The organism is Borborobacter xinjiangensis (assembly GCF_047739745.1).
GTDB lineage: Bacteria > Pseudomonadota > Alphaproteobacteria > Rhizobiales > Rhizobiaceae > Pseudaminobacter.
In genome coordinates, this window is the sequence record NZ_JBLLVA010000044.1 from 1 (window position 1) to 25,808 (window position 25,808).

Here is a 25,808-nt window from a genome sequence, read left to right on the forward strand (position 1 = left end):
CTCGGCGACCATAACCGCCGGAACTCTAACTTATCCGGTGGACCTCCCTAATGGGGCAGGCCAAACCCAACAACATTTGACAAGAGACACAATAATGCCCGAAGCAGGCAAACACAAGGATCGCGGCCAGTCTGGCGCGCACTCCAACATCAACGACAACAATCCTAATTCGACACAACCCGAAGCCGGTCGATATGGCTCGCTGCCGGCAACCATAGCCCCCGGCCAATTCCTTCGTGACATTTATGGTTTCGACAACGCCCCGAACGTGTGGGTCTGTTCCTTTCCGCCCGGACCCGAACAGTGGTTTGGCGGGCGGTACAGCCGGGTGCCGGGTTTGGCGGGCAGCAACAACAATAACTATTTCGCCATCGGGCTTTTGGGGCCGGGCGAGGACCGGCGGTCTTCGGCGGGTGTTATCTCTCACCATGTTGTGTTTGCCGACGATATCGGGACCAAGGTTGGCCGGGACAAATGGGACGCGGTGATCGCGATGGGCTTCCCGGAGCCGCGCTTCAAGATCGAGACTTCGCCCGGCAACGAAACTTGGGTGTGGGTGATCGACAAGCCGGTTCTGGCCGATGACGCCGAGCGTGTCCGGTCGCTTCGGGTTTTGCGGGAGGCTTTGGGGCGGCTGGGGCTTTCGGACCCGTTGCCTGACGACGCGCGCTATATCCGTATGCCCTGCGGTATCAACTCAAAGCAAAAATACCTTGAAGCATACGGGATGCCGGTCCCGGTCCGGTTGGTCGAGTGGAACTTGGGCACTGTGCTCGACCTTGAGCTGGGCTGCGGTGTTCTCTTGGGGTCGGACTGGAAAGACAAGTCGGACGAAGACTTGGGTCTTCGGGCCGGGGCAGGGGGAGGGTCTTCGATTGCGGGGGCGCTGACCCGGACTGCCGACATGAACGACCCGGAACCGATTATTTTGCTCGGTCAAGCCGTGGGCTTGAACCCGGTCCAGATGCGGGCCGGCGTGGTCGAAGCGATTTGTCCGAATGCGGACGCCCATACAACGAGGGCCGACACCGGCTTTGCGTTCCTTGGTGGGGGCCTGATGGAGTGCTCCCACGCTCATTGCCAGCACCTTCGCACGCCGGACTTCAAGCGCATGATGTGCGAGAGCTTTGACGAACAACAGAACGCCCGCGAAGCGATGGGCTTGAAGTTGCTGGACGGTGGCCGGACCGGGGTTGAGTTTCTGGCACGGGCCAGTTTTGATTATGAAGACCGCAAGGCCGGCCGGACCCCGGCGGACCTGCTGGATGAGGCCGGACGTGTTGCCGCCGGGCAGGCTTCGGCCGCTGCAAACAGCAATGTTAAGCCGCGCACTCCTCCTGCGGCACAGGTCGCGCTAGACCGCCTGTTGGCAGCGGGTGCCGAGTTCTTTCATAGCCCGGACGATAAGGCGTGGATCAGGTTGGACGGGCGCGTCCATTACATCGACGAAAGGAAGGGGTGTCGGGCCGTGGAGGCGTGGTCGGCGCGGAGTGGCCTCACGCTTATCGGCAGCGCCCGGAGCGATTTGAAAGACCTCATGGTAGCACGCGCTTACACCGGGCCGAAGGTCACGGTCCATTTCCGGCAGGCCGATGGTTCTGACCCGACAAAGCCAGAGGCGGTCTTGAACCTCATGGACGGCAACGGGACTGCTGTTCATGTGAACGCGTCGGGCTGGCGGGTGGACCTGCTTTCCTCGATGCCTGTCACAATGGCCGACCGCGCCAAGGCCCAGCCGTTGCCGGTTCCGATCCGCGCCAACGATGGCGTTTCATATCTCGACCGGTTGAGCCGGCACATTCCGCTTGAACCGGTCCACGCGCAAAATGATCCGAACGATGTCGGTACGCAGCAGCGTGCGGCTTTGTTGGCCTTTACGTGTTCACAAATTTCGAGGTCCGGTCCCGTCCCGCACCTGCAACTGACAGGACCGAACGGTTCAGGAAAAACCACGACGGGACGCCGTCTAAAAGGCCATACGGACCCCGATAGCGTCGATGTGGTGACTTCGCTCCCCTCGGATGAGTCGGCACTCTATGCGATCGCGGAACAACAGTCCGCATTGATCGTGGACAATGTAAGCTCGGTTCGCAACGATCTTTCCGACGTGCTTGCAGCCCTCTCCACAGGTGCCGGGCATCAAAGGCGCGAACTCTATACAGACGGAGGGCGGGCGGTATTCCGGGCCAAGACCAGCTTGATCCTGACCACGATCCGGGACGACTTGATGCAACGCCCGGACCTTGCGCAGCGGACCTTGCCCCTTCATACGCCGGTGCTGGACCCAACATGCCGTAAGCCGGAAAAAGAACTGAACCGCGACTGGGAGGCGGACCAGCCTTACTTGCTCGCCGGTCTGCTGGACGCCGTCGCCGGCGGCTTCGCTCGCTTTGACGCTGTCCAGCTTGCAGTGGACACCGGGCTGCTTCCCGCGTTGCCGCGCCTTGCCGACGCGGCCTTGCTGGCGGAGGCCGCCGCGCAGGGTCTGGGATGGCCGCCGGGGCTTTGCCTCAACGCCATACACACCTTGCAACGTGGTGAGGCGAACCGGCAGCTTGAAGATAGCCCCTATGCCTATCGGGTCCGCTCATTGCTGGACCGGGAAGGCGGCGCTTGGTCCGGGACCGTGGCACAACTCATGGAACTCCTTCGCTTCAATTTCCCGGACGGTCCGGGTTGGGGGTCCGGCAACAACAGCCCGCAGGCATTCACGAGCATGGTTGACCGCATGGCCGCGCCGTTGCGCGAAGCATGGGGTATCACGACAACCCGGACCCGCAGCCACGGGACGCGGCGGATTAAATTGGAGCGGGTGCCGTGATGGTGCCGAGGGGGGTGCCGTGGGTCAAAGGCCGCAAATCCTTGATTTGCAAGGCTTGGGTGCCGTGGGTGTCGTGGGGGCCGGGGTCATGAGTTATCCCGGCAACGGGGCCATCGAACACGCCGGAATTAATTCCGTGCCATTTACTGCCTCTCTATTTTTTCAAAGGTTAAAGAGAAGGCGCACCCACGACACCCACGGCACCCAAGCCTTGTGGCGCAAGGCTTTGCGGCCTTTGACCCACGGCACCCCCCACGTCACCCCACGGCACCCGGAATTAAATTTTGTTTTCCATTTCCCGGCTTCCGGCCAGAAATCCTGCCAATTGTGACAGGCAGCAACAACACAAGGAGTTTGATCCGACGAAAAAGATTACAAGCTTGCCGCCGCCTTGAACGGCAAGCCTCACCGAGTTTCCGGCTGCGATAAGGTGCCGGTCCAATGCTCAAGGCATGGAGGCCGATATGGCGCTCAACACCAAGCCCCGTGTCGTCAACGACATTACCGAAATCCTCCCGAACATGCGGGTGCGCCTGATGCAGATGCCAGAACCCACCGTCGTGGACGGTCGGAAGGCAGAACAGTTCTTGCTTTATATTGCGTGGGAACCGTCTGGCGATATCGCGTGTGCCGTCTGCGGCGACAAGTACGTATGGGCAGATCGCTTTCCGGCGCGCGTCATCCGCCATGACGGACGGTTTCGTCCCATCTGCGACGGCTGTTCCGCCGATGCGAAGGAAGACGACGGCACCGGGCCGCTGCTTCCTCTCGCACCCTGACGGGTAGAGGCTTATGGCTTGGGGCGCGGCAACCACCGCGCCCTTGCTGTATTCAGCCGGCCAGCCGCCCGCCGTCTGACAGCAGCCGCACCGTGTCGAACCAGCGCCGCATGTGGGCGGCGTTGCCCGGCTCCGTGAGATAGGCATAGAGCGCCCGCATGACGGTCTTCTTTTCGGCGTCGCTGCGGCAGTTCCAGAACAGTTGATTGAGCAGCACATGATGCTCCGCGCATACAGCAGCCATCCTGCCGGGGTCCGGCTCGCCTGTACCGGCTTTCGGCACGCGGGGCAGCTTTGCGGCAGGCTTGGGTTGCTTCATCTTGGGCGGGTCCAAATTCTGCCGTTTTGAAAACCCCTCCGGCTCGCCCACGGACCACAACACAGCAGTCGCCGTTTGCTGTTCGAGCGCGGCCAAGTCGTCCTCGGACGGCGGACCGGCATCGCGGACCCGGACCGGCAACTCTTGGTGAAGGACGCGGGACCAAGCTTCGTCCTGTCTACGGTCGATCTGATGCCTGCGGTATTTCCAACGCAACCAGTCCAGCACGGCAGGGGGTAGCGGTTCCCGGCGGCGTGCAAAGCCGCTTTCCTCCTGAAACGCACACTCATGCACGCCAAGGTCGATTGTGTTGCCGGGCATCCACGGATTTTTCCTCCAGTTGTCCCGCAACCTGTTTGCGGCCCGTCGCGCCTCATGGGCTGCAAACTCTGCCGGCGTGATCTTGCCCCGCCTCATGTCGTCCAACTGCCGGTCCCTGAAAGCCCGCGCCGCGTGCGGACCGCAATGCTTGATGCAGCGCGTGGACCCGGACACGGGCTTTTGCTGGCATGTCCCGCCGGTCCGGGTCCGGGCACCGCACACGACTTCGAGCGGACCGCCGCGCCGATGGAGCGCGTTAGCCGCCCGGAAATTGACTTCCTGTTCCTCGCTGTAAAACCCGCTGCCAGTTGGCTTCATGGGTCCGCCATCCATGTCAATCTGACATGGGAATTTATCGCTATATTCCGCAGAGTACAATCATTTAACAGAATGCCAAGACTGTGCCTGTAACAGCGCGCCCGTCTTGTTCGGCGGATGCAAGATGCCGAAAAACAGTCACCGTGTTGGAACAGAGACGGTTACAGGCCGCAATAAGGATTATCTGAGTTCTGCAGTTATACTTACTCCATTAGCCCAGAGATCAAGCTACTGCCAATATCCGCAGATTTAATCATGTTTCGTCTCATTTGAGAGATGACCGACCGCAAGTCATCAAGTTCCTGTCTGGTAATCGCATCACTGCCTTGCCGAACGAGCTCATCGTGCTTCCGCTTATCGACAGCGTTGGACCGATCCTCGGCCATGCTCTCAAAAAACTCGAACCAGAAACCGGGGTGTTTTGCGATCGCAGAGAAAGCCAGGGCTTTCAATTCTTGGAAAGACTTCTGGCTTTCGTCGAAAGCGTTGGGGGTGTTTTTGTCAAGCACGGTTCTGGCATGAGACGCTAGACGACCCATCTTTGCTTTCGTATTTTCATCGAAGATACCGGTGCTGTAGCCCGAAAGGTCCTCGACGTAGTCCTCAATCTCGTTACGCAGAACTAGCTTCGCGTTCTCGGTCCTATTTTTTATCTTGCTGACTTCTTGGCGTATCGCGCGGCAATCCTCTACGACGGACCTTCGGACATCGGGTTCATTGGTCAGCGACAGTTGGGATTTCTTCTCCTCTAAACGCGCGCGGAATTCGTTGATGTCGCTGGCGACCCTGGCGCCAAGGGCATGGTCGAGTGTGTCGACATCCGCCGAGGCAGAATATATCGCGGCCTGCGCCAATGCGTGGCCTTCATCGCCATCGAAATTCCTATGTCCCGCCGTAGGCATGTAACCGATCTCATAGCTTTGAGAGATGGTAGGAAACTCGATTGTACAATCCATCAGACCATTGGCATCGATAACCCAGTTGACGAAGACTTCATCTCCTCTCCTTATAATTTCACCTCTTTCAAGATCGTCAGCCTTCAAGGAGAACAGCCCGATAGGCAAGTTTAGTTCCGGGTCAGGCACGCCATCCATCTGTTCGTAGAGCTCGACTTCGAGAGACGTACCATCTCCCGCCCTAAGCGTCCTTGCGGACCTGAGCTTATGAACGCCGCGGATAGGTGTCGGGGTTCCTTTCGCGGCAACAACCAAGAGCGTATTCACTTCTGTACCCTGACCGCCACTCGCTACCTTTACAGCGATATTGTGCATGAGAGGCATGCCGTCCGACGTCGCTTCCACCCTGGCAATTTCAATGTCCGGTGAGGGATTCGAAACCAAGACTCCTGATGGATCGAACACAGAGACTCTCACTATGTTTCGCCCCGGCTGCAACGGAATGCCCTTGACATCGGTCGTTGACTTCAGATTGATTTTTCCAGAACTCCAACCTCCATCAGTCTCGACCTGTATCGCGTACCCTTCGGATTCACCGCTTTTGGCCTTGATGCGAATTCGAGTCTGAGCGTCAGCTGTCCGCTGGGCAAATTCGTAATCTAGCTCGATCTGCGCTTCTGTCAGCTTGGTTGTCTTAGAAGACCTCGCTGTTTTTGTGGTGGGCGTCACACCGGTCCAGTCACGCCCTTCAGCATAAATTGCAGCGCCCATTGCGACAGCCGTCATGGGATCAACGCCAAGCTCAAGTTCAATGCCGAGTTCGAACGCGACCCGTTCACGCACGATAGGCATCCGGCTTGGGCCTCCGATCATTATGATCCGGTCAAGGTCAGATGCATCATAGCCGTTGTCGGCAAGGAGTTTCCTACAGAGGGCAACGGATTGATCAACCTGTCCGGAGACAAGTTCTTCTAGATCGTTCCGGCTGATCTCGACGTCGAGATATATTTCCTGACCAGACCTGTCTTTTAGACTGATCTGGTTCTCGTCGGCGAATATCCGATCGTTTTCGTGCGAGGAAAGAGCGATTTTTGCAAGCTCGGCGCGGTATTTTGCGATACGCATCAGTCGCTCGTATCCCGGCGATGTTTGAAAATTATCTGGCAGATCGAAGGTTTCTAATAGCCACGGCCGGACGATCGAATTGACAATAGCCCTGTCGAAATCACTGCCGCCCAACATATTGATGCCCGCATGTGCAACAACAGTCGCGTTTCCTGAAATGCTTTGGACGATAGCCGCATCGAAAGTCCCGCCGCCAAGATCGTAGATCAGAAACTGTCCGGATTTTCGATCCGATCCCGCGATGGTCGCCATTGCAGCCGCTATAGGTTCTTGCAGTAGTGCGACCTTCGACAGTCCGGCCAACCCCGCGGCCCTCATTGTAGCTTCTGACTGCATCTGGTTGAAAGCCGCTGGAACCGTTATGACCGTGCCGTCGATGTCGACATCGCCAGCCGCCATTTTTGCTTGTGCGACCAGAGCCTTCAGGACTTCGGCGCTTGCCTCTTCCGGCGTAAACTTGCGATCGGTCGATTTGAACGACAGTTCGCTTGACGTTCCCATCAAGCGCTTGAACTGCAAGCAGACATTCTCTGGTGAGAAAGCCGCATGATCATATGCCTTGCGTCCGACGAACATTCCGCCGCGGCGGTCAATCATGATCGCGCTCGGCATTACGTCCATGCCCTCAGCGGTTTTAAAAAACCTCAGTCGGTCGTTTTCATTACCGACGACCGCGGAATTGGAAGTTCCCAAGTCGATGCCAAAATACATTTTACCCCCGAGGTGATGCCAATTTTTCCAAGTAGACCTTGCCAACGCTTATCACGTTCATGTTCTGTAGAACTGTCGGCTCAATAGTCTGGCTTATCACCAACATATCTGAAACGGAAAACTCGTCGTCATTGAGCGCGACGACGGGAAGGTTGGGTTCGAATAAGTGGCCGTCATAGACTGCCAAACGCATGTCTTCTAGCTGCAAGATGCTCGCAAGACGCGTCTTCCCGAACCTTGCTTGTGCAACAAGCCTTGGTTTGGCGGTGTCAGGCACAACATCGATAAATCGGTCGTAGTTGTGAAGAAGTTTCCAGAATTCGATTGCCAATTCGGCTAAAGGTTTCGACACTGCGATTTCCCTGATCCAGTCCATCAAATATCAATGAATTGCAAACAACTGTTGTTCAACCTGCCAATCCCAAGGTCTATTGTCAGGAAGACCCCTGCTCGTCCTGAAGGTCGACAATGCATCGCGTGACAAACCGCTCCAAATCTCAAGCTGTTGTCCCTTGTATAGGCCGAGTTCGCGCAATTTCATGTTGATTTCTGCGGCGTCACTCGCATTGAGAGGGTTCAGCTTTGCTCCGACTGGGGGCGGATACACGTATGGAAGGTGGTCGGTTTCGGAAATATCACCTTCGGCGAAGCGCAACGCGGAGTCCCCAAATAATCGGGTTTCAGTGTCGGCGTCGAAACCGTCATCATTACGCAGGCCGTTGGTCCGTTTGAAAAGATAGAGCGCACGTTTTGATTTCGGCCCCCACGTACCGTTCATGGGTCCGTCGAAATACCCGAGGTCTGCGAGAACGGACTGAATCAGTGCTGCATCTTCAAGATTCAAAGGATCGAGTTTGGCATGGCTTATAGCAGTCTCACTGCTTGGCTGCGGGTCGGTGGACGCCGGAAGGCCCGGTTCGGGCTCAGGTTGGATGGAAGCCGCGCCTGCTGAAACTCGCCAACGTTCGAGGCGTTCGGTCGCTTCGTCATCAGTCAGCTTTTTTCGCGTTACGCTTTCCGAGACAATCTTGTCCATGTCTACCTGGAAATACCGGTAGCGCGAGCAGCGTGAATTGAAATCGGCTATGTCCTTGTTAAAGATTTGGATGACCTTATCTCCGTCATAAACGATGCGTGGCTTTATCATATCGAGGCGTTCCTCCTCGCGCACGCAATACCTCAAATTCTCGATGGTAAGTGTAATATCAGTACCGGGCTGCGGCTTGACCTCGTTCCCGGTGTCTGGAGAGGTAGCGGGGACGGTCGGTCGTATGGAGGCAGGATATTCGGTTTGGGAGGGCCTCGTTGTTGAAGCCGAGGAATTTGGTCGATAGGTTGACTTCGGCTTTTGGTCCATCAGACTGGAAACGACCATCAACACTACAGCGGCACCGATGAGGTATCGCCAGATTTTCAACTTTGGCTTGTTCCGTTGTTCCATTCCTTGCAGCAGTTGGCTAAGCTGCCGTTTCTTATCCGGATCTGTAACTAGTGGAATCAGTTTGCGCGCACATGCTTCAATTGCGACAAAATTCTTCGTGTTGACTGCTCCGAGAAGGTCCTGCTCAAGAACGTTTATCCTAACAGCAGCCTCGTCTTCTTCAATTTGTGAACGAAGAATTTCGGAGGTATTCTTAAATAGAGGATGCCTTATGATAAATTCAATAATCGCTAGACTTGATATTGGGTCATCTAGATCATTGTTAAAACTTAGTGACAAATCTCGCAGAATTGCCCACGGTACATCAAAGCTTGGTGTTCCATAAAGTTTTTCAACGGTACTCTGAAATACCGTGCGTAAATTTAACAGAATGCCGTTGGACGAGTTGCCAAGTTCCGACAACTTCAACTCTTCTGCTAACCGATGCGGGCTTTCTTTGATTTTAGAGGCCAACTCGATCAACGGCGACGCGCCAGACTGGAGCACCATATCTTCGAGCACTTGGATATCGTCTTCAAGTTGTTCGACGGCCCTAGGCAGTTCGGCAAACACCTCTTTGCATAATTGAGAGAGCGCAAGTGAGGCTTTATACGCGCTGTGGTTATTCGCCAGGTCCAGCGCTACTCCCCTGATTTTCACGAACATTGCCCTAGAATCTGGGTCGTCCCGCTCCATAAATTGTTCGAACAACTGTAGGGGTTGGCTAAGCCTGTCCCATTGATGCAGCGCGTCATGCAGTGCGGACATGGCGCTATCGTTGTCTGGACTCTCGGCGATGGTATCGATGGCCAAATCGACCTCAATACCATGCTTTGACTGCTCCGTTGCGATGCTACTGCGATATCCCTTCAAAAGCGGTACGAGAGCGTCGGTATCATGTGGCGATGTTTGCAGAAAGTATTCCACGCATCTCCGTATATCCTCGGCAGCGCGCTCAGGCGCACTATAGCTGTTCAACAATGAAGTACAGTGCCTTCCGACAAGCAGGCGAAGTGCATTTTCAATCGCGTCTGCCGTAGGTTTTGGCATGCCAGCAGCTACACGCGTCCGATTGAACCGCTTACTGAGCGATTGGATGTCGATCTGGCTCTGGGTATCCAAATAGGAAATTAGCAGTTCGCTGTCGCACGAACTGGCTCCAATATGCCCAAGCATATTTAGCCTAGATAAAGGTGGAAGTGTCCGAGCAAGTGATCTCAGGTCTGACACCGTCGACGGATCATCGAGGCGATCAAGCGTCAGTCCTGCCGCTTTTTCCGGAGTATCAAAAAGGTATGAAACTTCGGCTGCCAACCGTTGATTCGGAATCAGCAGGGTTCGACGCGCATCCTGCAGGAGTTCCTCTTCTGCTGTAGCTTGGGCTAGTTTGTCATCGAATGCTTCAGCAATTTCTTCTTTCGTCGCTGACGGTGTGACTGAGAGCACGACAAAAGGGTTTAGTAGTAAGTTAAAGCTTCCTGTGTCTCGGCGTCCCCCCATCAATTTTTGCTACCTCGCCCATAAATGCTGCATGCTCGCGCAACAGCCTCGTCGTGACAACGCCTTAATACGAACCGTAGATGTTTCGATCTCTAGCGTCACTGCAGCCATTGGGTCCCCAGCCGTCACCGCACCATTGGCCAAAGCCTATGGCAGTTCAACCGGATGCTTCCCTGCTGCCCATAACATGCGGAAGCAATCAACCGAAGAAACGCCGCCAGTCCAGCCTTCTTTAGTTTGACGAAACGGTTAAAAGGTCCAGAATACCGCCGCTTTGTGTTTTAAGGGGGTAAGACCTGCTGCGCGCGCGCTGGGGTAGCGGGTGGGGCGGCGCGGAGGGGCCGGGTCCACGGACCACCGCGCCGTCCGCGCCAGTGCGTCAATCGCCCCCCCCCTGCGCTCACTCAGGCGCGCGGTCGAGCGATCTACCCCCGAGTTCGAGGCGCTCTATGCTGAAGTAGTGCCTCTTGCCGATATTCGTCATTGCGTTGCGCACTGTCTGTCATCTGCCCATGCGGACCCAACAGCAGGTAAGGAGCCAGAAGTCGTGTGTCTCACACCGCCGGACGCCCGCACCTTTACGCTTTCGGCCTTGCAACGTGTCGCGGCGTCGCTTCACCGGGCAGCGTGGTCTGTATGAGGCATGACCCTTGTTCCACCAAAGACGTCCGCCGGTGATTCGCTTCAACTGTCTAGTCTGCATCGCCGTGCTATGGCCGCTCAACTTTTGAACTCGAACTCCACGTCGATCGATGGCGGTATGCTCAGCGACAGCGAGAAACCCGTTACGCTAACATAAGGATTATCAGCCCAGCGCTCCTTCATATTTCTGGCCTTTTTGATGAGTTCTTCCCACCAACTGTCCAGCTCGCCGGCCTTCATCGCCATGTATGCTTGCGCGGTGGGAATGCTCGCTTGGAGTTGCCCTACGTCATTTGCAAACGCTGAAAGGGCGACGTCCCGGTCGGAAATCATTTCTTGTGCATTCACAGGGCCGCAAATAATAGCCGTTGTGACCACTGCAATGGCAAATCTGCTTATCAGTGCCCTCATATCGACCACTCCCGCTCTCCGACCAAGCCACTATGTCCAGCATGTGAGAGAAAGAGCAAGCAAAGCCCGCTTGCGTACCTATAGCGTACCTAGTCAGGTTTTACGAATATATTGAGGTTCGCTAACGCGTTGAAAAGATTGGCTCCCCGGGCCGGATTCGAACCAGCGACCAACCGGTTAACAGCCGGTTGCTCTACCACTGAGCTACCGGGGAACAGCAGGCTCATGCGAACGGGGCAGCCTATAGCAAACCCCTTTCGGCTTTGCAAAGAAGCAAATTGCATTTTTTTGCGGTTGTTGGCGTGGCCTTTCTCGCAATATCCCGTTGCGGCGACCATATTGGCATGCCGGCCACTGCATGTATGCCCTGGAAAGGGATTGCCAAGCTGTGTTTGGAATAGGGTGAGATGGTTTCGCAGGACGAAAAACAGCCAGCGCCAGCAAGGAAAATCTCTGTCTTCGGACGTGAGTTCAACATGCCTCGTTCGCGCCGGGCGCGCATCGTCATCGGCGTTGGTTTGATCGTTCTAGGTATTTTTGGATTCTTGCCCGTGCTGGGGTTCTGGATGGTCCCGCTGGGACTGTTGGTGCTGTCTTACGAATTTGCTACGGTCCGACGTTGGCGCCGAAGATTTGCCGTTTGGTGGGAACGCCGCCGCAGGCCCGGTCGATAAAGGGCTACCTGTTATTCGGGCCTGTAGAGGAAGCGGCAGGATTGCCCTGCCGCCCCCAAGAACCGCATTCACTGGTGATGCATGTGCCGTTCGGCGTCGACTTCGCCCATGGTGAAGCTCTGGAAGCCGGGCATGAACTGCCAAATGGCGGCAAGACCGACGACCACATAGGCGACGCGGGCCACTACGGTGCCCGAACCACCAAAGACCGCACCGATGATGTCGAAACCCGAAACGCCCATCGCCAGCCAATTCAGGCCGCCAATGATGATGAGAGCTAGGGTGACTAGGTTCATGTAACGCATAGACGCCTCCCTGAGAGTGTTGCCTGTAAAAAAACGGGTGCCGTTTCAAACGGTTCCAATGGTCACGGTTTTGTGATCGCAGTGATCGACCGAGGCCGCTCGATTCACGCGAACCCGGCGTCGTGCCGGCCTATCGTGTACGCCGGCACTATAAGGCGGGCAGGGGAACGAAAGCGCTGGGAATGAGTTTGGAGGCGCTTGACGCCACTTTGCCGCCAACCTATTGAAGCGCCTTGGAACGCCCGAAGAATGAGGCCTCGTGGCGGAGTGGTTACGCAGAGGACTGCAAATCCTTGCACCCCGGTTCGATTCCGGGCGAGGCCTCCAAATTCCGGAATTCCTGCATGTTGCGGGAAGTGGGACGTTTCAGCTTGAGTATGGCGCACACTGCGCGAAGGGCGAGGCGGCTTGGATATGAGCGCTGATTTCACCGAACGTCGCGTGAAGATGGTGGACGGGCAGATTCGCACCACCGACGTGACCAGCGCTCCGTTGATCGAAGCATTCCTTGCCGTGCCTCGTGAAATTTTTGTCGATCCTGCCGTTCGCGACCTCGCCTATATCGACGAGGATATCCGCATATCTGCCGGTGCTGATGGGCATCGTTACCTCATGGAGCCATCGCCACTTGCGCGCTTGCTGCAACTTGCAGAGGTCGATGAAGACGATTCTGTTCTTGATGTCGGTTGCGGCACTGGCTACGCGGCCGCCATCTTGTCCAGGTTGGCGCGCTCTGTAGTTGCCTTGGAAAGCGACGCCGCGTTGGTTGAGCGCGCAACGTCTGCTCTGGCTGAGGCCGGTAGAGACAATGTTATTGTAGCGGCGGGATCTCTGCGTGACGGTTATGCTGCCAACGCGCCGTATAATGTAATCTTTGTCGGCGGCAGCGTGGAAGAGGTCCCCGAAACGCTTTTCAAGCAGCTCGCCGAAGGAGGCCGGCTGGTTGCAGTAGAGGGGCGCGGAAACGCCGGTGTCGCTCGTGTTTTTCTTAAGACCTCTGGTATTGTTACGGGTAGACGTGCATTTAATGCGGCAATTAAGCCACTACCTGGATTCGAACGTATCCGAGTTTTTGAGTTCTGATCGAATTTTCTTGCAGCAGACGCGATGTCATGCTGGCCTAGGCTAGCAAGTCGTTTCTGAGCCACTTGGTTTGTGCAGGCGGCAATGTGGGAATGGGGGCGCGGCCGGGGTTGCTTGACAAAAAGAGCATTCTTGGGCTGCGCGGCTCTGTTGAATGAATGATTGAGGGGTCGACGTGCCGTCCTTTAGCAAGACCATTTTTGCTGCCGTGCTTGTCTCCGCAACAGCGCTGTCGTCGTTGTCGGTTTCAGCCGAGACCATCACCGGCGCTTTGTCGAAGGCTTACCAGAACAATTCGCAGTTGAATTCGGCTCGCGCCGGCGTTCGCGTCGTTGACGAGGACGTGGCCATCGCCAAGTCCGGATGGCGGCCAACGGTGGGGGCGTCGGCAAGCATCGACTACACCAACACGCGCCGCGATACTGGCACGTCGCGCCTGACCACCGGCAGCTACGGTGTGCAGATCAACCAGACGCTGTTCGACGGCTTCCAGACCAAGAACAATGTGGCTGCCGCCGAGGCACGTGTTCGCGCCTCGCAGGAAAGCCTGCGCAACACCGAAGAGAACATCCTTTTCAGTGCAGCACAGGCCTACATGAACGTGATTCATGACCGGCAGGTTGCGGCGCTGACCCAGCAGAACCTGCAATTCCTCAATGAACAGGCGCGTGCGGCGCGCTCGCGCTTCGATGTCGGCGAGGGCACCCGCACCGACGTCGCGCAGGCCGATGCCGCCCGTTCCGGGGCCGAGGCGCAGGTGAGCGCCGCTCGTGCTCAGGCACTCGCGAGCGCAGCAATCTATCACCAACTGGTTGGCGAAGAACCTGGCAAGCTGAAGGCAGCTTCGCCTTTGGGCAAGCAAATCCCTTCAAGCCTGGATTCGGCAGTATCCGTTGCTTCTGCGGAGCACCCGGCAATCCTTGCCACGGGTCATCTGGTGGATGCAGCTGCCTTCTCGGTCAAGTCCGCGGAAGGTGCGTTGCTTCCGTCCGTGACGGCCTCGGCAGGCATTTCGCAGACACATGTAAGTTCCTCAGGGGCGTCGACATTGTCGACCGGCGAGACCACTTCTGCCAATATCGGCGCTACCTTGAATATCCCGATCTATCAGGGCGGCCGTACGTCGGCGCAGGTACGCAAATCCAAGGAATCCCTCAGCCAGGCCCGCATTGAGGTGGATGTAAGCCGTGACCAGGTTCGTCAGGCTGTTACTGCCGCATGGACATCCTATGCGGCCGCCAAGGAAGGCGTCGTTGCCAACCGTGCCTTGGTCAATGCCGCTCAACTGGCGCTCAACGGTGTGGTCGAGGAACGCAATGTCGGCCAGCGCACCACGCTTGACGTGCTCAACGCGCAGGCTGACGTGATCAGCGCCAAGATCAATCTGGCGGGATCGGAGCGGGACGTGGTGCTGGCAAGCTATGCAATCCTTCAGGCGATGGGACGGTTGTCGGTCGAGCGGCTGGGATTGCAGGTCACGAAGTACCAGCCTCAGGAACATTACGAGGCGGTCAAGGACAAGTGGTTCGGCCTTCGCACGCCTGACGGGCGTTAACTCACTGTAAATATTGGATATTGAACCATGACGGCGACAGATTTTCTGTCGCCGTCATGCGTTATACAAAGTACCATTATGCCCCTGATATCTGGTCGCCGTGGGGCGTTTTGTCCGTCCATGAACTCTCTTCGGGGTGCTTTCAGACGGTAATCTGTTGAAATTCGACCGGGTTCCACATTGGGGATTCTCGGAAGGTCGTTGGTCGGTTACGCTTGCTTCGTGATTCGGACACAGCTGCGGTTGGCTGGCGAAACGGGCACCGGGGGCGGCGGAAGTGACAATGGCTACGGCAAGCAGCGCTCAGCGCGAACCTTCCATGGAAGAAATCCTGGCTTCGATCAGAAGGATCATCGAAGACAGCGATACCGGCCGCAAACCTGATGATGTTGCTGGTGTCGCCCAGGACGTCGAGCCTGCAGCAAAGCGAACGACTGCTGATGTCGAAGCCTTCCGCGCAGAATTGAGAACCGAACCTCAAGTGTCCAAAGCGGAGGTACTGGCCGCAGTAAAACCGGCGGTGCGGCCAGTAGAGCAGGTTGGAGCCGCCTCGCTGACGGAGGGGCGGCGGCCCCACGTTACGTTGGCTGAGGTTGGTGCGCAATTGGCTACCGAGAAACCGGCCTATTTGCCTTCTAACAGTACGTCGTCTCTGGGCGAGGTAGTCGACACAACCGAAAGTCGCGAGGCTGGGATTGCAGACGCAGTTCAGGCTCCTCTGGCTGATGAACAGCCATGGGGCGCCGCTGCCAACAGCAGCTCAAGCGTCCAAGCCGATGTGGCTGTCCCGGTCATCCACAACGAGCCGTTAGAAAATCTGACCTCAAGATTGGCCGAGGTTGATCATCTCGAGCCGGCTGCCGACGCATCTTCTTCGAGGTTGGCGATTGTATCCGAGCAAACCAGCCGACAAGTTGCCGCTGCTTTCGGTGAGTTGTCGGAGGCCTTCGCCACGCGCAGCAAGAAGACGTTTGACGACATGGCCGAGGAAATGCTCAAGCCGATGTTGCAGGATTGGCTCGACAACAATCTTCCGACGCTCGTTGAGAGATTGGTGCGTGAGGAGATCGAACGAGTCGCCCGCGGCGCTTGATCAGGACCAGGTACTTTGGGACCGCCCTTATAAGTGCTTTCGAAGCTTTATTATCAGTTTTTCGTAATTAAAATAATGGGTTGTACCCGCTTTTAGATTCAGTTTGCCAAAGGGTTTCAGGCTTCGGAAACCCGCTTCATTAAAGCTATCGCCCCGAACGGCGCTCGCACCTTGCCCTCGGTGATAAAGTAGACAAACACCTCGCGAGGTTTAACTGGCGCTAAGGTCTTTTGATCCGACTTCGGCAAGTCGTCTGGCTCTTTGCCTTCCGCCCAGATCTTCGCCCGTTTGGCCCATTGATCCAGCCGGTCCGGTTCGTAGCAGTCGGGATTATCGTCCTTGCCGGTCTGCAGTCGGGCATAGACGAAATCGCCAGTGACATCGGCAATCGCCGGATATTTCTCGTGGTCGGCGTAGACAATGGCTACGTTGTATTTACGGACAAGCACAGCAAATTCCGGCACCGCGAAGCTGTCGTGGCGTACCTCGACCGCATGCTTGAGCTTCACGCCATCCTGTTTCTCCGGGAGCGATTTCAGGAAGGCTTCGAAGTCGTCGGGATCGAATTTCTTTGTCGGCGCGAACTGCCAAAGGATCGGTCCCAGCTTCTCACCAAGCGCGGCAACGCCGGAACCCAGGAATCGCATCATGGATTCGCCCGCTTCACCGAGCACGCGGCGATTCGTGACAAACCGGTTGCCCTTGAGCGAGAACACGAAGCCGTCCGGCGATTCACTCGCCCATTTGACGAATGTGGGCTCCTTGAAGGACGAGTAGTAGGTGCCGTTGACCTCGATGGTCGGAACTTGCCGTGAAGCATATTGCAGCTGCTTGGCTTTCGAAAGCTTGTCCGGATAAAACGATGTATCCCAAGGCTCAAAGGTCCAACCACCCATGCCGGCGCGGATTTTTCCAGGGTTAGTCAAGGATCAGTATCCCTCTTGGTCTTGGGCGAAAGACAACGTTCTTGGACATCGCGCCCTATTCAGCCGCTTCCCTCTTGCCGCCCGGTCTTCTCCCCAGCAGCTCCTTCAGGAACTGTCCTGTATAGCTCCTCGGCTCGGCGACAATCGCTTCAGGCGTGCCGGAGGCCACCAGTTCGCCGCCGCCGTCACCGCCTTCGGGACCTAGGTCGAGCACCCAGTCGGAAGTCTTGATCACCTCCAGATTGTGCTCGATGACAACCACGGTGTTGCCCTGTTCGACCAGTTCATGCAGCACTTCGAGCAGCTTCGCCACATCGTGGAAATGCAGGCCAGTTGTTGGCTCGTCGAGGATGTAGAGCGTCTTGCCGGTCGCCTTGCGCGAGAGTTCCTTGGCGAGCTTGATGCGTTGCGCCTCGCCGCCAGACAGCGTCGTGGCCTGCTGGCCTATATGGATGTAGCCGAGCCCGACCTGTTTCAGCGTTTCCAGCTTGTCGCGTACGGCGGGAACGGCAGAGAAGAATTCGACGCCTTCCTCTACGGTCATGTCGAGAACATCGGCGATCGATTTGCCCTTGAACATCACGTCCAGCGTCTCGCGATTGTAGCGCTTGCCGTGGCAGACGTCGCAGGTGACGTAGACATCGGGAAGGAAGTGCATCTCGATCTTGATGACGCCATCGCCCTGGCAGGCTTCACAGCGGCCGCCCTTAACGTTGAAGGAAAACCGGCCGGGCTGATAGCCGCGCGCTTTCGCTTCCGGCAGACCGGCGAACCAGTCGCGGATTGGCGTAAAGGCACCCGTATAGGTGGCGGGATTGGAACGCGGTGTGCGGCCGATGGGCGACTGGTCGATGTCGATGACCTTGTCGAGGAATTCCAGTCCTTCTATCCGGTCGTGTTCGGCCGGATGCTCGCGCGATCCCATGATGCGGCGCGATGCGGCCTTGAACAGCGTCTCGATCAGGAAGGTGGATTTGCCGCCGCCTGAAACGCCGGTCACCGCGGTGAAGGTGCCAAGCGGGATTTCCGCCGTTACGTTTTTCAGATTGTTGCCGCGTGCGCCCACCACCTTGATGCGTTTGCCTTTCTTGCCGGGGCGACGCTCGGCTGGTGTTGCGATCTCCAGTTCGCCAGACAGATATTTGCCGGTGATCGAGGCCGGATTGGCCATGACCTCGCGCGGCGTGCCCTGGGCGATGACGCGTCCGCCATGAATGCCGGCGGCAGGGCCGATATCGACGACGTAGTCGGCATGAAGAATGGCATCCTCGTCATGCTCGACGACGATGACCGTGTTGCCGATATCGCGCAGGTGCTTCAGCGTATCGAGCAGGCGTGTATTGTCGCGCTGGTGCAGGCCAATGGACGGTTCATCCAGCACATAAAGCACGCCGGTGAGGCCCGAGCCGATTTGCGAAGCAAGCCTTATTCTTTGGCTTTCGCCGCCAGAAAGCGTGCCGGAATTGCGCGCCAGCGTCAGATAGTCCAGACCAACATCATTGAGAAAGCGCAGCCGCTCGCGGATCTCCTTCAGGACACGCACAGCGATTTCGTTCTGCTTGTCATTCAACTGCGTCGGCAGGTCCGCGAACCACCTGTTGGCATTGCGAATGGATTGCTGTGTCACTTCGCCGATATGCTTGCCGCCGATCTTTACCGCCAGTGCTTCCGGCTTGAGGCGATAGCCATTGCAGGCCGGGCAGGGGGTGGCGGACATGAAGCGCTCGATTTCCTCCCGCATCCAGGCGGATTCGGTTTCCTTCCAACGCCGCTCGAGATTGGGAACCACGCCCTCGAAGGTTTTAGTTGTCTTATAGGAGCGCAAGCCATCATCGTACTGGAAGGCGATCTCGCGCTCACCCGTTCCTTGAAGGATCGCGCTTCTGGCTTCGTCAGAAAGGTCTTTCCATTTGTCACCCAGCTTAAAGCCGTAGACCGTGCCCAAAGCCTCGAGCGTTTGGGAATAGTAGGGAGACGTTGATTTAGCCCACGGACTGATCGCGCCGTCGCGTAGCGACACGTTTTCATCCGGAACCACAAGGTGGGCATCTATGGCGCGTTGGCTGCCCAGGCCATCGCAGGTTGGACAGGCGCCGAATGGATTGTTGAAGGAGAACAGCCTGGGCTCGATTTCGGGAATAGTGAATCCCGACACCGGGCAGGCAAACTTCTCCGAGAACAGCACCCGCTCGTGCGTCTCGTTCTTGGATTTGTAGGCGGATTCTTCCGAGGTTTCGCTTGCCGGCAGCGGCTTGTCGGCAAACTCCGCCACCACCAACCCTTCAGCCAGTTTCAGCGCCGTTTCCATGGAATCGGCAAGTCGGGTAGCGAGGTCGGGGCGCACCACTATGCGGTCCACCACCACATCGATGTCGTGTTTGTATTTCTTGTCCAGCGCAGGCACTTCGGCGATCTCGTAGAAGACCCCGTCGATCTTTACGCGCTGGAAGCCTTTCTTCTGTAGCTCCAGGAGTTCCTTGCGGTACTCGCCTTTGCGGCCGCGCACGATCGGCGCCATGATGTAGAGCCGCGTGCCTTCCTCCATCGCCAGCACACGGTCGACCATTTGGCTCACCGTTTGGCTTTCAATCGGCAACCCGGTAGCCGGCGAATAGGGAACACCCACGCGCGCGAACAAAAGGCGCATGTAGTCGTATATCTCGGTAACTGTGCCGACCGTCGAGCGCGGGTTCTTCGACGTTGTCTTCTGCTCTATGGAAATAGCCGGAGACAGGCCGTCGATCTGATCGACGTCCGGCTTTTGCATCATCTCCAGAAACTGGCGCGCGTAGGCAGAAAGGCTCTCGACGTAGCGCCGCTGCCCCTCGGCGTAGATGGTATCGAAGGCGAGCGACGATTTACCGGAGCCGGAAAGCCCAGTCATCACCACGAGGGAATCGCGTGGCAAATCGAGGTCCACATTCTTCAGATTGTGTTCGCGTGCACCGCGAATGGAAATGTATTTTTGGTCGGCCATGGCCGGTCCGCCGCCTCAGATCATGATGTCTCGGAATGGCGGGTTATCCCGGCCTTCCGCCAATATAGGTCGTCTCTACGCGGTTTCGAGAGAAGCCGCACTTCCCCGCCAGCGTTTAAGCGTCTTTCAGGACAGCGGGCAAGCGCAAAGAACAAAAAATGAACAGGCTACTGACAAAACCGGCCATACGGATTCATGTTACAGTGGATCACTTTTTGGTCGATATGCCTGCAAAAGGTTGACGCAGGTGCCAGGAAGGACCAGTCTTGGCAAGTCAGGAAAGCCGATCGCCAAACGGCGATCTTCGCAACCGGCAGGCAGTCTGCGAGACGCCGCAGACCAGCGAATGAAGCGCTTCCGGACACCATGTGCAACGGACAGAAGGAGCGAGGCATGACTCCACCGGACAGTCCCATCAGGCTCTACGCCGAGTAGAGCCGCGATCAGCACGAAACTAAACCAAGGCCCTTGGTTGCCAGTATTTGCCTGATCGTTTCCCTTACAATTTGAAACCATAGTCGGATCGACGGTTGAATCCGCGAAGCATCCGAAGACAAAAAGTCGGTGAAACGCTCCCGACACTATGGGTTGAACCCATTCAAAGCCCCGTCATTCTGCTCTGGCAGCGGCGGGGCTACTCATTTCAGGCGCCCACTTTTTGAGAGGGTGAGGTCGTGTCAGCGGTTTGGCGGTCGGGTCGAGCCAACACCCACGTCAATGGTGACATCGCCAGAAATGCGTACATCGACATTTCCGATCTTGAATTGGCCTGACTTGCCCTGTGGAACCGTATCATCCGGTTCTGCTTCAAGCGGTTTGACGATGCTATAGCCATCCATCACTCCGGGCAAAGTGGTGCGGGAACTGCTGCTGGAGCCGGAGTCCGCCCAAGCAGTACTCGATACGCAGATTAGAGCTATAGTCAGGACCGATGCCGATTTACAAAACATGGCCTCAATATAGGGGCATCAAGCGGGTCAAACCAGCATCTCAAGACAAATCACCTGTCCAAAGCAAGGGCCGGCAGATGGATCGGTTCAACCAGGTGAAATTTTCTTGACTCGATCAAAGGGTATTAATAGAACATATAGAGAACAAAATCTTTGTGGGAAAGAGGCCCTTAGTCGAGCAGAATGAGGCGTCTCGCTATAAGGTGCTGCGGTAATTTCGTTTCGGATAAGCGTGGAGAAGTATCATGGCGGGTAGCGTCAACAAGGTCATCCTGGTGGGTAATCTGGGGGCAGACCCTGAAATCCGCCGGCTAAATTCGGGCGAACCTGTCGTCAATCTGCGCATAGCAACCTCAGAAAGCTGGCGTGACAAGAATTCCGGTGAACGCAGGGAAAAGACGGAATGGCATCAGGTCGTCATCTTCAACGACAGCCTCGCCAAGGTTGCCGAGCAGTACCTCAAGAAGGGCATGAAAGTTTACATCGAGGGCCAGCTTCAGACCCGAAAGTGGGAAAAGGACGGCGTCGAGCGCTACACGACCGAGATCGTACTGCAGAAATTTCGCGGCGAATTGCAGATGCTGGATTCACGTGGGCAAGGTGAGGGCGGCCAGGTTGGGGGGTACTCCGGCGGCGGTGGTGGCCGAAGCTCCGATTTTGGCCAGTCCGGCCCCGGCGACTATGGTTCCAACCGTGGTGGCGGCGGTGGCCCGAGCCGTGGTGGCGGCGGTGGCTCTCGTGATTTGGACGACGAAATCCCGTTCTGACTTTTGTGGCCGCGGCACTGTGATTTTGTGCTTGGTCAACAGGTTGATGCTGTTTCTTGATTCAGGCGTGCGTGCCCGGTTGCCGGTTCGCGCCGCCTGAAACAGAAGAATCTGTTTCCGATCAGTACGATACGCCGGCAAATGGAATCAGTCCTTGCGGCTGTTTCCGCGTCTCTGGATCACGCAGCCAACAACTTGTCGACGATCATCTTGCCGATTGGAATTGCGGAAGTGGCCGCAGGCGAGGGCGCATTGCAGACATGCAGCATGCGCTCCGATTGCACGAATAGAAAGTCGTGTACCAATGTTCCATCTTGCATCACCGCTTGTGCGCGAATACCGGCTGGCCACGGCTGCAGGTCGCTGACCTCGAGTTCCGGACAGTATTTGCGGCAGGCTTCGAGATAGCGCCGCTTGGAAAGCGAATTCCCGAACTCTGTCACGCCGGAGCGCCAGTTGGCGGCGATCAGCTTCCAGAATCCGGCAAAGCCAAGCATGTCTGCAATGTCTGATCCCCGCATCGTGCCTTTCGGATAACCCTCGCGGTCGAAACCGAGCACGGCGTTCGGCCCTACTGTCACACTGCCGTCGATCATCCGCGTCAGGTGGATGCCCAGAAAAGGCAAATCCGGATCGGGGATCGGATAAATCAGATGTTTGACGATGCTGGAGAGGCGAGGCGGCAGCACGTGATATTCGCCGCGGAACGGCACTATGCGGTGCTCGATCTTCAGGCCAGCCATTTGCGCGAGGCGGTCGGATTGCAGCCCGGCGCATGCAATCAGCCGCTTGGCCTCGATCCTGTTGCCGCCAACCTCGATAACCACACCGTTGCCTTGCTCGCGCAGTGCCGTGACGGGTGAACCAAAGCGGATTTCTCCCCCCTTTGCCTTGATGGCCCCGGCCATCGCCTCGCTCACCTTGCGGTAACTCACGATCCCGGTGGCAGGCACCAGCAGCGCTCCAAGCCCCGAAATTCGCGGCTCGGCCTTGCGTAGTTGTGTGGCATCGAGGTGTTCGAACGCGATGTCGTTCTGCACCGCCCGCTTCGCCAGTGCTTCCATGCGCTCGAGTTCCAGCTTGTCGGTCGCCACGAGAAGCTTGCCGCACTGGTCGAAGGCAATATTGTTGTCGCGGCAGAATTGCTTGGTCGCCGCTGCGCCCTCACGGCAAAGGCGTGCCTTAAGTGAACCCGGTTGATAGTAGATGCCGGCATGGATGACGCCGCTGTTGTGGCCGGTCTGGTGAGCGGCTACAGCGCCTTCCTTTTCCAGGACGACAATCCGCACACCTGGCTCGCGCTGCAGCAATTCCATGGCAACTGCCAGGCCGACGATGCCGGCGCCCACCACGCAATAGTCGAATGTCATTTTGCCGCTCCGCTTCGTCGTCTTCGTTTACGTCGATTTGCGGTGGCGTGAAATAGCGCACAGGGAGGGCGTCAACGGAAAAGGGCTGGCTGCACCAGCTCTATGGCTCTCGCCTGTCGAGACAGGCAAAGCTTGGCCGGCGTGTGTGCAATAGGTTGGACTATTCACGCCGGCCAATACGGTGGTCGTTGCAACCTCCGCACGAGGTTAACTAGGGCGCGCCGCATGACCGACCACTGGCGCTCTTGCAAACGGTGCTGGCGCGCCAGCTGTCGGCTAAGGTTGGATACCTAGCACCGGCCATGCTTTTGCTCAGGCCGGCAGTACGCCAGACTTTTTGGCGGTCCATGTGGCGATATAGTCCATGAGGCCGGGCGACAGGCAGTCGTAGGGCTCAAGGCCGGCGCCCTTCAGCTGGGCTCGAATCCCGTCCATGCGGGTTGGGTCCACGCCGGCCTCGATGATCGACGATACGAAGGCCGCGAAGCCGGGCGGAGACCAGCCATCTTCCTCGAACCGTTCCGGATGAACGAACGACAGTCCCTTGAACGGATGGTCGCGCTCGACCGGTCCATACATGTGCACGCCGCATTGGCACTGACGTTTCGAGTGGCGTGCAACGCATGACTTTCGGCTTCTTTGATTTGAGCGACGGCATCGATTTCGTCCCGCTGGCGATGGGTCTGTTTGCGGTTGCCGAGATTCTCAAGAACCTCGAGGACCCTGAAGAACGCGTAGTACTGAAAGGCAAGATCGGGCGGCTGCTGCCGAGCCGCGAGGAATTCAAAAGGTGCATTCCTTCTGCATTGCGCGGCACATTCATCGGGTCGTTTCTTGGCCTGTTGCCGGGTGGTGGGCCAACCTTGGGCTCATTCGCCGCCTACACGGTCGAGAAACGCGTTTCCAAATACCCGCAGCGCTTTGGCACCGGTGTGGTGGAGGGGGTGGCCGGGCCTGAAGCGGCCAACAACGCCAGCGCGCAAACTGCTTTCGTGCCCTTACTGACGCTGGGCATTCCGTCGAACCCGACGATTGCCATGATGGCTGGCGCGATGCTCATTCATGGCATCCAGCCGGGGCCGGAAGTCATGACCAAGAACCCGGACGTATTCTGGGGCCTGATCGCCAGCATGCTAGTCGGTAACCTGATGCTCGTAATCATCAACCTGCCACTGATCGGCGTTTGGGTTTCGCTCCTGAAAATCCCGTACCGGCTGTTTTACCCGGCAATCCTGGTGTTCTGCTGCATCGATGCCTACAGCGTGAACAACAACGTCTTCGATATTTATGTGATGATCTTTTTCGGCATCGTTGGCTACGTGTTCATGAAATGGAACGCAGAGCCGGCACCACTGATCCTCGCATTTGTCCTGGGGCCGCTCATCGAGGAGCATTTCCGTAGGGCAATGCTGCTTTCGCTGGGTGATCCGACGACCTTCGTCAGCCGCCCAATCAGCCTGGCGCTGCTGGTGGCTGCGGTCGGCTTGGTCCTGATCACAGTCGCACCACGCCTTCGCCGCCGGCGGCATGATGCGTGAGCTGTCGCTGCGCTTGATCGAACAGTGGGCCGGTGCCCGACCCTTCTGCTCAATCGGTTAGCTTTGGATGCGGTCGATTTGATGGCGGACAGCCACGAAACCGAACTGTCCGCCTTAAGTGCAAACGCCTCGACAACGCTGCTTCAGTATTGCGGCACTTTGTAATCGAGCGCCTGGGACACGATTGCGGTGTCGCAATAGTGCTTGTAAGTGGTCAACATTCCGTCGCGAGCGGTCCAAAGATGAATGGTTTCCATCTCAAACGATTTTCCGGTCGCCGACGCCGTTGAGCGATACTTTCCGGTTACGATGATATTTTCTGCATCGATTTCGATAAACCGGTCTGTGTCCACTGCCCAGAAATCAAAATATGCGCCGAAATCCTGGAAGAACTTCTTCGTAGCGTCCAGCCCGGCGTGGTCTCCTCCGAAAGGAAAGCCTTTCATTATCGCCAGATGGAAATCCTTGGTGAAAATCTCGTCGAAGTCGCCCTCAGCCCCATTCTTGATATCGTAGAAACGCTGCACTAGTTCACGGATCTTACGTGCCATCTTATCTTTCTCCCAAAAAAATAGTCACCGCAGCACCTCGTGCTGTCAGTGGCTCCATTGCCCTATGATTCAGTTATTCTAATACAGTCAAATTACCACTGCTAGGAAGATTACTTGCCTGTCGATAATTTGTCAACATTGCAATCCCTCTTGGCGCGCTTGCCTGCGCGCGCTGAACAAAGCGATGAACGTGGACGCCTCGAACTACCCGGATTTCGGCGATGGTAGGACGGAGATGAGGTCTGGCGCGGCCTGATGCGCGGCGATTGCTTCGGTTTTGGTCTTTAGGCCGGCGCAGGGCGCCGATTTTGGCGTTGCGACGGCGGTTTTCGCCGCTCTCGCGGTCATGCGGACGCAGTTCGCCCCTCGTGCCAGACGAAGCGGGTGAGATTGTAGGCGAGATTGGCCATGCCGATCTTGGTTCTGGCGCGGGCGATACCGATGGTGCGGACGAACAGGCCCATCCTGGACTTCTGCTGGGCGAAGACGTGCTCGACGAATGCGCGGGTTTTCGATCTCCGACCATTGGCCCGCGACGTCGCCTCGCTCATCGGCCGACCTTTCGGCTTCTTCTGATGAATGTCGGAAACGTAGCCGTTCTTCTCCAGCCACTCCTCGTTCTTCTTCGAGCGATAAGCCGTGTCGGCCCAGACCGTCGAACTGGTGTTGTTCTTGTCGAGCACATTGCGGAGCTGGGCGCCGTCATAGGCCGCCGCGCTGGTGACATTCCAGCCACGGATGAGGCCGTGCCGGCGA

21 protein-coding genes, 2 tRNA genes and 1 pseudogene are annotated in these 25,808 nt (G+C 57.2%); 10 read left to right on the top strand and 14 right to left on the bottom strand.

The window, feature by feature from the left end:
* Nucleotides 1-94 precede the first annotated feature (94 nt).
* The 3 genes from ACLKMW_RS24660 to ACLKMW_RS24670 all read left to right on the top strand — a co-directional run bounded on the left by ACLKMW_RS24660 (nt 95) and on the right by ACLKMW_RS24670 (nt 3,600).
* Nucleotides 95-2,821, top strand: a complete 2,727-nt coding sequence (locus ACLKMW_RS24660) for a hypothetical protein (RefSeq protein WP_415727174.1) — start codon at nt 95-97, stop codon at nt 2,819-2,821.
* A gap of 88 nt (nt 2,822-2,909) precedes the next feature.
* Entirely contained in the window at nt 2,910-3,152 is a 243-nt protein-coding gene (locus tag ACLKMW_RS24665) for a hypothetical protein (protein WP_415727175.1), read from the top strand.
* Between the two features lie 133 nt (nt 3,153-3,285).
* Nucleotides 3,286-3,600, top strand: a complete 315-nt coding sequence (locus tag ACLKMW_RS24670; protein WP_415727176.1) for a hypothetical protein — start codon at nt 3,286-3,288, stop codon at nt 3,598-3,600.
* A gap of 52 nt (nt 3,601-3,652) precedes the next feature.
* On the opposite strand, the gene ACLKMW_RS24675 is transcribed toward ACLKMW_RS24670, so the two are convergent.
* The 6 genes from ACLKMW_RS24675 to ACLKMW_RS24700 all read right to left on the bottom strand — a co-directional run bounded on the left by ACLKMW_RS24675 (nt 3,653) and on the right by ACLKMW_RS24700 (nt 11,477).
* On the bottom strand, nt 3,653-4,240 hold the full coding sequence (locus tag ACLKMW_RS24675; RefSeq protein ID WP_415727177.1) for a hypothetical protein: 588 nt from the start codon (nt 4,238-4,240) through the stop codon (nt 3,653-3,655).
* Between the two features lie 521 nt (nt 4,241-4,761).
* The gene (locus ACLKMW_RS24680; RefSeq protein ID WP_415727178.1) at nt 4,762-7,290 is read right to left on the bottom strand and encodes an Hsp70 family protein; all 2,529 of its coding nucleotides are present in this window, start codon (nt 7,288-7,290) and stop codon (nt 4,762-4,764) included.
* 1 nt (nt 7,291) lies between these two features.
* A complete protein-coding gene (locus ACLKMW_RS24685; protein ID WP_415727179.1) occupies nt 7,292-7,666 on the bottom strand; it encodes a hypothetical protein in 375 nt (124 codons plus the stop codon).
* A gap of 6 nt (nt 7,667-7,672) precedes the next feature.
* Entirely contained in the window at nt 7,673-10,213 is a 2,541-nt protein-coding gene (locus tag ACLKMW_RS24690) for a peptidoglycan-binding domain-containing protein (protein ID WP_415727180.1), read from the bottom strand.
* Nucleotides 10,214-10,930: 717 nt separating this feature from the next.
* Entirely contained in the window at nt 10,931-11,263 is a 333-nt protein-coding gene (locus ACLKMW_RS24695) for a hypothetical protein (RefSeq protein ID WP_415727181.1), read from the bottom strand.
* 139 nt (nt 11,264-11,402) lie between these two features.
* Nucleotides 11,403-11,477: transfer RNA gene (locus ACLKMW_RS24700), tRNA-Asn, on the bottom strand.
* Nucleotides 11,478-11,670: 193 nt separating this feature from the next.
* Between ACLKMW_RS24700 and ACLKMW_RS24705 the strand changes: the two genes are divergently transcribed.
* Complete coding sequence (locus tag ACLKMW_RS24705) at nt 11,671-11,937, top strand: hypothetical protein (protein WP_415727182.1); 267 nt, start codon at nt 11,671-11,673, stop codon at nt 11,935-11,937.
* 68 nt (nt 11,938-12,005) lie between these two features.
* On the opposite strand, the gene ACLKMW_RS24710 is transcribed toward ACLKMW_RS24705, so the two are convergent.
* Nucleotides 12,006-12,242, bottom strand: coding sequence for a DUF378 domain-containing protein (locus ACLKMW_RS24710; RefSeq protein WP_415727183.1), 237 nt, complete (start codon nt 12,240-12,242; stop codon nt 12,006-12,008).
* Nucleotides 12,243-12,495: 253 nt separating this feature from the next.
* Between ACLKMW_RS24710 and ACLKMW_RS24715 the strand changes: the two genes are divergently transcribed.
* The 4 genes from ACLKMW_RS24715 (at nt 12,496) to ACLKMW_RS24730 (ending at nt 15,973) form a co-directional block, all read left to right on the top strand.
* A tRNA-Cys gene (locus tag ACLKMW_RS24715) sits at nt 12,496-12,569 on the top strand.
* A gap of 87 nt (nt 12,570-12,656) precedes the next feature.
* A complete protein-coding gene (locus ACLKMW_RS24720; protein ID WP_415727184.1) occupies nt 12,657-13,325 on the top strand; it encodes a protein-L-isoaspartate O-methyltransferase family protein in 669 nt (222 codons plus the stop codon).
* Between the two features lie 175 nt (nt 13,326-13,500).
* The gene (locus tag ACLKMW_RS24725; protein WP_415727185.1) at nt 13,501-14,880 is read left to right on the top strand and encodes a TolC family outer membrane protein; all 1,380 of its coding nucleotides are present in this window, start codon (nt 13,501-13,503) and stop codon (nt 14,878-14,880) included.
* A gap of 283 nt (nt 14,881-15,163) precedes the next feature.
* Complete coding sequence (locus ACLKMW_RS24730; RefSeq protein WP_056240249.1) at nt 15,164-15,973, top strand: PopZ family protein; 810 nt, start codon at nt 15,164-15,166, stop codon at nt 15,971-15,973.
* Nucleotides 15,974-16,089: 116 nt separating this feature from the next.
* Here the strand turns inward: ACLKMW_RS24730 and ACLKMW_RS24735 are convergent, their stop codons facing one another.
* The 3 genes from ACLKMW_RS24735 to ACLKMW_RS24745 form a co-directional block, all read right to left on the bottom strand.
* Nucleotides 16,090-16,899 carry a DUF72 domain-containing protein gene (locus ACLKMW_RS24735; protein ID WP_056240245.1) on the bottom strand — a complete coding sequence of 270 codons (810 nt, stop codon included), beginning with the start codon at nt 16,897-16,899 and terminating at the stop codon, nt 16,090-16,092.
* 55 nt (nt 16,900-16,954) lie between these two features.
* Nucleotides 16,955-19,876: an excinuclease ABC subunit UvrA gene (uvrA, locus tag ACLKMW_RS24740; protein ID WP_415727186.1), complete on the bottom strand. Its 2,922-nt coding sequence runs from the start codon at nt 19,874-19,876 to the stop codon at nt 16,955-16,957.
* A gap of 677 nt (nt 19,877-20,553) precedes the next feature.
* Nucleotides 20,554-20,715: a hypothetical protein gene (locus ACLKMW_RS24745; protein WP_415727187.1), complete on the bottom strand. Its 162-nt coding sequence runs from the start codon at nt 20,713-20,715 to the stop codon at nt 20,554-20,556.
* A 356-nt stretch (nt 20,716-21,071) separates the two neighbouring features.
* On the opposite strand from ACLKMW_RS24745, the gene ssb reads away from it, so the two are divergent.
* On the top strand, nt 21,072-21,593 hold the full coding sequence (gene ssb, locus ACLKMW_RS24750; RefSeq protein WP_056240234.1) for a single-stranded DNA-binding protein: 522 nt from the start codon (nt 21,072-21,074) through the stop codon (nt 21,591-21,593).
* A 179-nt stretch (nt 21,594-21,772) separates the two neighbouring features.
* On the opposite strand, the gene lhgO is transcribed toward ssb, so the two are convergent.
* Both lhgO and ACLKMW_RS24760 read right to left on the bottom strand, forming a co-directional pair.
* Entirely contained in the window at nt 21,773-22,963 is a 1,191-nt protein-coding gene (lhgO, locus tag ACLKMW_RS24755; protein ID WP_415727188.1) for an L-2-hydroxyglutarate oxidase, read from the bottom strand.
* Nucleotides 22,964-23,275: 312 nt separating this feature from the next.
* Nucleotides 23,276-23,557 (bottom strand): annotated as a pseudogene (locus ACLKMW_RS24760) (S-(hydroxymethyl)glutathione synthase); the annotation flags it as partial.
* 29 nt (nt 23,558-23,586) lie between these two features.
* Here ACLKMW_RS24760 and ACLKMW_RS24765 point away from each other — a divergent pair.
* Entirely contained in the window at nt 23,587-24,501 is a 915-nt protein-coding gene (locus ACLKMW_RS24765; protein ID WP_415727189.1) for a tripartite tricarboxylate transporter permease, read from the top strand.
* Nucleotides 24,502-24,644: 143 nt separating this feature from the next.
* On the opposite strand, the gene ACLKMW_RS24770 is transcribed toward ACLKMW_RS24765, so the two are convergent.
* The gene (locus ACLKMW_RS24770; protein ID WP_415727190.1) at nt 24,645-25,052 is read right to left on the bottom strand and encodes a nuclear transport factor 2 family protein; all 408 of its coding nucleotides are present in this window, start codon (nt 25,050-25,052) and stop codon (nt 24,645-24,647) included.
* A gap of 344 nt (nt 25,053-25,396) precedes the next feature.
* On the bottom strand, nt 25,397-25,808 hold a 412-nt coding region (locus ACLKMW_RS24775; protein ID WP_415727191.1), incomplete at its 5' end, for a transposase.